Annotated in this window: 9 protein-coding genes; 8 read left to right on the top strand and 1 reads right to left on the bottom strand. The window is 26.4% G+C overall.

The annotated features are described in order from the left end of the window. The 3 genes from AAT22_RS11360 to AAT22_RS11350 all read left to right on the top strand — a co-directional run. Positions 1–151: ATP-binding protein (locus AAT22_RS11360; protein ID WP_047001318.1), on the top strand; the 151-nt coding region annotated here is incomplete at its 5' end. A 290-nt stretch (positions 152–441) separates the two neighbouring features. Further along, positions 442–639, top strand: a complete 198-nt coding sequence (locus AAT22_RS11355) for a DUF4177 domain-containing protein (RefSeq protein WP_016206738.1) — start codon at positions 442–444, stop codon at positions 637–639. A 129-nt stretch (positions 640–768) separates the two neighbouring features. After that, entirely contained in the window at positions 769–1,125 is a 357-nt protein-coding gene (locus AAT22_RS11350) for a DUF2200 domain-containing protein (RefSeq protein WP_047001317.1), read from the top strand. Between the two features lie 60 nt (positions 1,126–1,185). Here the strand turns inward: AAT22_RS11350 and AAT22_RS11345 are convergent, their stop codons facing one another. Continuing rightward, complete coding sequence (locus AAT22_RS11345) at positions 1,186–1,617, bottom strand: hypothetical protein (protein WP_016206740.1); 432 nt, start codon at positions 1,615–1,617, stop codon at positions 1,186–1,188. Positions 1,618–1,793: 176 nt separating this feature from the next. Between AAT22_RS11345 and AAT22_RS11340 the strand changes: the two genes are divergently transcribed. From AAT22_RS11340 to AAT22_RS11320, 5 genes are all read left to right on the top strand, one after another. Beyond that, on the top strand, positions 1,794–2,039 hold the full coding sequence (locus AAT22_RS11340; protein WP_047001316.1) for a hypothetical protein: 246 nt from the start codon (positions 1,794–1,796) through the stop codon (positions 2,037–2,039). Between the two features lie 29 nt (positions 2,040–2,068). Next, positions 2,069–2,962, top strand: coding sequence for a RimK family alpha-L-glutamate ligase (locus AAT22_RS11335; RefSeq protein WP_016206742.1), 894 nt, complete (start codon positions 2,069–2,071; stop codon positions 2,960–2,962). Beyond that, positions 2,959–3,753: an ATP-grasp domain-containing protein gene (locus tag AAT22_RS11330; RefSeq protein WP_047001315.1), complete on the top strand. Its 795-nt coding sequence runs from the start codon at positions 2,959–2,961 to the stop codon at positions 3,751–3,753. The genes AAT22_RS11335 and AAT22_RS11330 overlap by 4 nt, the downstream gene beginning before the upstream one ends. 2 nt (positions 3,754–3,755) lie before the next feature. Then, entirely contained in the window at positions 3,756–5,054 is a 1,299-nt protein-coding gene (locus tag AAT22_RS11325) for a folylpolyglutamate synthase/dihydrofolate synthase family protein (RefSeq protein WP_047001314.1), read from the top strand. A gap of 66 nt (positions 5,055–5,120) precedes the next feature. Next, complete coding sequence (locus AAT22_RS11320; RefSeq protein ID WP_047001313.1) at positions 5,121–6,227, top strand: N-acetylmuramoyl-L-alanine amidase; 1,107 nt, start codon at positions 5,121–5,123, stop codon at positions 6,225–6,227. Positions 6,228–6,333: the final 106 nt, after the last annotated feature.

Raw genomic sequence — 6,333 nt, 5'->3', positions numbered from 1 at the left:
TTTTAGTAAATGGGGAGATGTTTTTTCAGATGCTACGCTAGCGAATGCTATACTTGATAGGCTTCTACATCATGCTCATATTATTAAAATAGTTGGGCCATCTTATAGAACAAAAGATGTATATGAAATGATCCAACAAGAAAACAAATAACTATCAAATAATTATGCATTTTCATGTTGGAACTTTTCAACATTTTGAGGTTGACATTTACACTACTAAAATACGGCATGAGTCCTATTCAATATAAGTCTCATGCCGCATAAAGAGTCTTTTTTCTATTGTCTACTTGACAGGGTCAAGTTTATATGGGAGTTTTTTATTGTACATCTTTTATTATTAATGCTACAATTATGGTATATATTACCTATAATTTATTTGAAAATTTTTATTATGTAGTGGTTAAATGAAAGCTAAGTATTTATTATAAAGGAGTGGTTGAATTGGAAAAATGGGAGTATAGAAGCATTAAGTTTGAAACAAAAGGCTTTATGGGTGGTATATTGGAGATTGAAGAATTCAATCATCAACTTAACAATTTTGGTGAAGAAGGTTGGGAATTAGTATCTTGTGTTGCTACGAGCCAAGGACAAGGAACAACAAGGGAAGTAATAGCTATTTTTAAAAGAAAAAAATTTTGATTATAATAAAATATTTGAGATAAACTAAAGGAGATAAATCATCATGATAATTTGATTAAGCAAAAAATTGAGAAGAAAAAGAAATTGTTGATGATAGAATAAAGAGAATTATACAATGGAGGAAGTAGTATGGCAAGACGAGATGTTCGTAAAATGATTTTTGCAAGTGTTTATCCACTTTATATTGAAAAGGCGGAGAAAAAAGGACGTACAAAAGAAGAGGTTGATGAAATTATTCGTTGGTTAACATCATATAGTCAAGAAGCTTTAGAAGAAAAGATAGAAAATAATATAGACTTTGAAACCTTTTTTACAGATGTGCCAGAGCTAAATCCAGATAGAGCTTTAATTAAAGGCAGCATTTGTGGTGTTAAATTGGAAGAAATCGAAGATCCAATTATGAAGGAAATTAGATATTTAGATAAGCTAATTGACGAGTTAGCAAAGGGAAAAGTTATGAATAAGATTTTACGAAAAAATATTTAAAAATAAAAACACTGATTTTATAAAGAAGATAAAATCGGTGTTTTTAACTTAAGAGAAGTTTTAAAATAATTGCAAAATAGTATTTGCAATGCTGCTATCTGGATTTTCCTTAAGTACCTCTTCTGATTTTTTTATAGCTTCATAAGGCTTTAAAAAGCTATTTTGCAGGGTAGAAAATATAAGTAACCATTCTTTATATTTAATATTATTTGAATAGTTTAAGCACTTTTTTATATGAGTAAAAGCTAAGGATTCATAGTTTAAAGGCGTTAAAACTACAAATATGTAATAAGACATTAAATAATGTGTATAAGCTAACTCATCACAATTATTACTATCTTCAAGTGAATATATTTTATTTATAAGCCAAAAATAAAAATTATTTTTCATATAATAATCATGATTCTTCAATTCTATTAGATGTTCTTCATTTATTTCATAAATAGATACTTCATCTAAATTCAATTTAAAAATTTCATTTAAATCGTTCATAATAGGCTCCTTCTTTAGGTTTTATATTTATTATTTTAAAACACATTAATATAAAATTCAATTAATAAAAAGCAATAAACTAAGAAGTAATATTGACAAAAAAAATTAAAAGTGATAAAAGTAGGGTAATTAATAGTTGAATTATTTATCATTATTAAAAAATAGGAGATATAAAAATGAAAGATTTTAATATATGGTGGCAGCCATTTAAATCATTAGGTGAAAAGAGCTTTATAAGAAATTTAATTGTAAGTTTATTAGTATTATTTTATTTAATATTTATACCAATAGTAATGATAAATAAAATAAATATAGTAAATAGATTTTTAATAATTATTACAATTATAATAAATATTTTACTTATTATAATTGGGTACTTTTTAGGTAAGAAGTTATGGAAAAAAGGCGAAAGCATTAAATAAATATTAAGCATAGAAAGAGTGGATAACTTATGACAGGATGGATAATTTATAATGGAACATTAAATATTCCTAAAATAAATAAGCTTGTAGATTCTTTAATAATTGAAGGAGAGAAACTGGATATAGAATTAAAGAAGGTAAAAAATACGGAAATAATTCCTACATATAATAATGAAGGGAAAGCTGAGCTTTTATATTTAAAAGATCTTGAAAGCCCAAAATTTATTATATTTTGGGACAAAGATGTATTATTAGCAAGGCATTTAGAAAAGATGGGATTTAAAGTCTTCAATTCAAGTAAAGCTATTGAATACTGTGATCATAAGGGATTAATGCATTTAGAGCTTTCTAATAGCAATATACAAATGCCGAGAACAATTTTATCACCAATGATATTTGATTACTTATTAAATAGTGAAGGTTATTTAGTAAAATGTTTTGATGAACTTGGAAAAGATGTAATAATAAAAGAATCAAAGGGTTCCTTTGGAATGCAGGTATATTCAATAAAAAATAAAGAAGATTTTATTAAAAAGGTTATGGATTTAAATAAAAGAAATATAGATTTTATTATGCAAGAAAATATAAAAAGTAGTTATGGAAAAGATATAAGAGTAAATATCATAGGAGATAAAGTGATAGGGGCTATGCTTAGAGAATCTGATAAAGACTTTAGGGCTAATATATCTCAAGGTGGAAAAGGTAAATTAATAAACTTAACAATAGAACAAGAAGAACTTGCACTTAAGGCGCATAAGGTATTAGGATTAGATTTTTCGGGGGTAGATTTATTATTTGGAGAAAATAATAAACCTATATTATGTGAAGTAAACTCAAATTTAAATTTCTTAAGTTTTGAAGAGCTTTGGGGAAAAAGCTTTGGAGGCGAAATACTAAAATATATATTAGAGGAATGTTTATGATAAAAGGTTTAGTTATTTATGATGAAGTAGATGTAGAAAAAAATAAAAGTTATATAAATTGGTTAATAGAAGATGGAATAAAATATAATTTGGATTTAGAATTGATATTAGCAAAAGATATAAATTATAGAGTTTTAGATTCAAAATTTAAATTTGTTATAAATAGGTCTAGAGATTTTAGAATAACTTATAATTTAGAATTAGTAGGACTAAGAGTTTTTAATAAATTTAATTTTTGCAGGCTTGGAAATGATAAGTTAGAAGCATATAATTTTATGGAAACTTTAGATATTAAATATCCAAAGGTTTATAGAAGCATTGAAGAGTTAAATAGTAATAAAAAGATAATAGAAAAACCTAAAAATGGACATGGTGGAATAGGAGTTAATATATTAAAGGATTTTAAATCTCTAGATTTTAATAAAAATGTTTATCAAGGGTTTATTGGAGATTATGTTGGAGATATAAGGTTTTATATAATAAATAATAATATAGTTAATTCAGTAATTAGGCTTCCTAAAGAAGATGAAATCTTATCTAATTTTTCAAGGGGTGGCAATGTTGAATTATATAAATATTCATATTTGCAAAAAGAGATAATAGATAAAATACTAAGTAATATAGACATAGATTTTGGTGGAATTGATTTCTTACTTTTAGAAAATGGTGAAATATTATTTAATGAATTTGAAGATGCAGTTGGAAGTAGAATGTTAAGTTATTTAGGTGTAAATAACACTATGGAATTATTTTTAGAGCATATAAGAAAAAGTGTTAAAGGAATGAAATAGATATGAAAGATTTAAAGGCATTAAAATATTTAGAGGAGCTAAGGGTTTTAGGATCAAATTATGGATTAGAACGTACAGAGAGATTATTAGAGTTGCTCGGAAATCCACAGAAAAAACTAAAGCTTATACATATAGCTGGAACAAATGGAAAGGGATCAACATCTTCTATATTAGGTAAAGTTTTAATAGAACATGGTTATAAAGTAGGATTTTTTAATTCACCACATTTAGAAGAAATAGAAGAAACAATAAGAATAAATGATGATAATATAGCTGAAGAGGAGTTAGTAAATTTATTAGAGGAAATAAAGCCATATGTTAATAAAATAGTAGAAGAAGGATACAAGCATCCAACTGAATTTGAAGTATTAACTTGTGTTATGTTTTTATATTTATATAGACAAAAAGTTGATTTTGGAGTAATAGAAGTAGGTCTAGGAGGAAGGCTAGATTCAACAAATGTAATTACACCAATTTTATCAATAATAACTTCTATAAGCTTAGATCACACAAATATTTTAGGAAACACAGTAGAAGAAATAACTAGTGAAAAGGTAGGGATAATAAAAGAAAATATTCCAGTTATAACTTGCAAGCAAAAAGATAAGGTTATTAATATTATAAAAAGTAAAGCATTATTAACAAATTCTAAATTAACTATTGTAGATTCAAATAATTTTAATCTATTAGAAATAGTGAATGATGATATTCCTTATCAGAGAGTATCAATTAATTTTAATAATAATAAATATACTTTAGATTTATCTTTGCTTGGTAAACATCAAATAATTAATTTATCTTTAGTAATTAAAGCACTAGAAGAGCTTCAAAGGTTAAATTATATAAATATTGAAATTAATAAATTATATAAAGGTGTAAAAAGTATTAAATGGAAAGGAAGACTTGAAGTATTAAAGAAAAATCCATATATAGTAATTGATGGAGCTCATAATATCGCAGGAATAGAATTTCTTAAAAGAAATATAGAGGAATATTTTAAATATCAAAAATTATACTTAATACTTGGAATTTTAAATGATAAAAATGTTGAAGAAATGGTAAAAGTAATAGCACCTTTAGCCACTGAAGTTTATACTGTGACGCCTAATTCAATAAGAGCAGCTAGTGCAAATGAACTAAAGGAAGTAGTATTGAAGTATAAGAATAATTGTATTGCTTTTGATGATTATGACAAGGCAATAAAACTATCATTAAGTAAAGCTAATAAAGATGATTTAATAGTTGCAGCTGGTTCTCTTTATATGATAGGAGAAATAAGAAAGATATTAACTAATACATAGAGAAATTTGTGTGTTTTTAATGTCAGATAACATAATTAATGCATATTTTATATTGAGGTGATTAATATGAAAATAGTGCTTGATTATGGACACTGTTTGTCGGGGGCTGATACTGGAGCAGTAGGAAATGGATATAGAGAAGAAGTTTGTACAAGAGAAATAGGCAAAAGAATAAAAACAAAATTAGAAAATTTAGGTCATAATATTATAGTTGTATCACCAGATTATGCATCTAGTGTATCTGAAAGCTTAAGAATTAGAGTTTCATCTGCTAATTCAGCAGGTGCAGATATTTCAATATCAATTCATTTAAATGCAGGTGGAGGACGAGGAACCGAGATTTATACTAAAAATGGTTCTATTCTTAGTGAAGCATCTAATATTTTAAAGGAAATGAATGCTATAGGATATATAAATAGGGGAGTTAAAGACGGAAGTGAGTTAGCCTTGGTTGGAGGAATAAGAATTAAATCGATGCTAGTAGAATGCTGTTTTATTGATTCTAGTGATATGAGTATATATGATCCGGAAAAAATAGCAACAGCAATAGTAAAGGGGCTAGTTGGAAAAGACACATCTTCCCCAAGTACTCCAAGTGAACCTGTAAATCCATCAACTCCTTCACAAAATGGTGATAGATATTTAAATTTAAATAAATCAGTAAGCAGTTGGAGAGTATATCCTTTAAATAAGGCACCTATAATAGGCAACGAAGTAGGAACTTTAGCACCAGCAAGATATGGAGGATTATCTTATAAGATATTAGGAAACCCACAAAGTAACGTTTATACAATAGAAACTGTATCTTTTGGAAGAGTAAATATATATGCGCCAAGAGATAATGATAGTAGTATAAGTGATACAGCTTTATATGGTGAAGTTTCTTCTGGATCTTCCTCTGGGAGTACTTCAGGGAATTCTTCAACATCAAAAAGATATTTAAACTTGAATAGTAATGTAACTAGTTGGAGAGTATATCCATTAAGTAAACGTCCTATAATAGGAAATGAAGTTGGTTTTTTAGCACCATCAAGATATGGAGGATTATCATATGAGATTTTAGGAAATCCTCAAAGTAATGTTTATACTATTAATACTGAAACTTTTGGTAAAGTAAATATTTACGCACCAAGAGATAATGATAGTAGTATTACTAATAGTCCAATATATTAAATTAAAATTTTAGGTGTGATTGATAAAGTTATTTTATTAATTGCACCTTTGTTTTAAATTGCGAAGCATTTTTCAGTTCACAGTTCACAAGGCACAGTTTACAGTT

It is taken from the genome of Clostridium sp. C8, assembly GCF_001010885.1.
Lineage (GTDB): Bacteria > Bacillota > Clostridia > Clostridiales > Clostridiaceae > Clostridium > Clostridium sartagoforme.
The sequence above is the reverse complement of the archived record's forward strand: the minus strand, read 5'-3'. Positions and strand labels throughout refer to the sequence as shown.

Bases quoted from the DNA above. Each gene is read 5' to 3' on its own strand.
- AAT22_RS11350 (WP_047001317.1), top strand. From the start codon at position 769: ATGGCAAGACGAGATGTTCGTAAAATGATTTTTGCAAGTGTTTATCCA.
- AAT22_RS11345 (WP_016206740.1), bottom strand. From the start codon at position 1,617: ATGAACGATTTAAATGAAATTTTTAAATTGAATTTAGATGAAGTATCT.
- AAT22_RS11320 (WP_047001313.1), top strand. From the start codon at position 5,121: ATGAAAATAGTGCTTGATTATGGACACTGTTTGTCGGGGGCTGATACT.
- AAT22_RS11325 (WP_047001314.1), top strand. From the start codon at position 3,756: ATGAAAGATTTAAAGGCATTAAAATATTTAGAGGAGCTAAGGGTTTTA.
- AAT22_RS11340 (WP_047001316.1), top strand. From the start codon at position 1,794: ATGAAAGATTTTAATATATGGTGGCAGCCATTTAAATCATTAGGTGAA.
- AAT22_RS11330 (WP_047001315.1), top strand. From the start codon at position 2,959: ATGATAAAAGGTTTAGTTATTTATGATGAAGTAGATGTAGAAAAAAAT.
- AAT22_RS11335 (WP_016206742.1), top strand. From the start codon at position 2,069: ATGACAGGATGGATAATTTATAATGGAACATTAAATATTCCTAAAATA.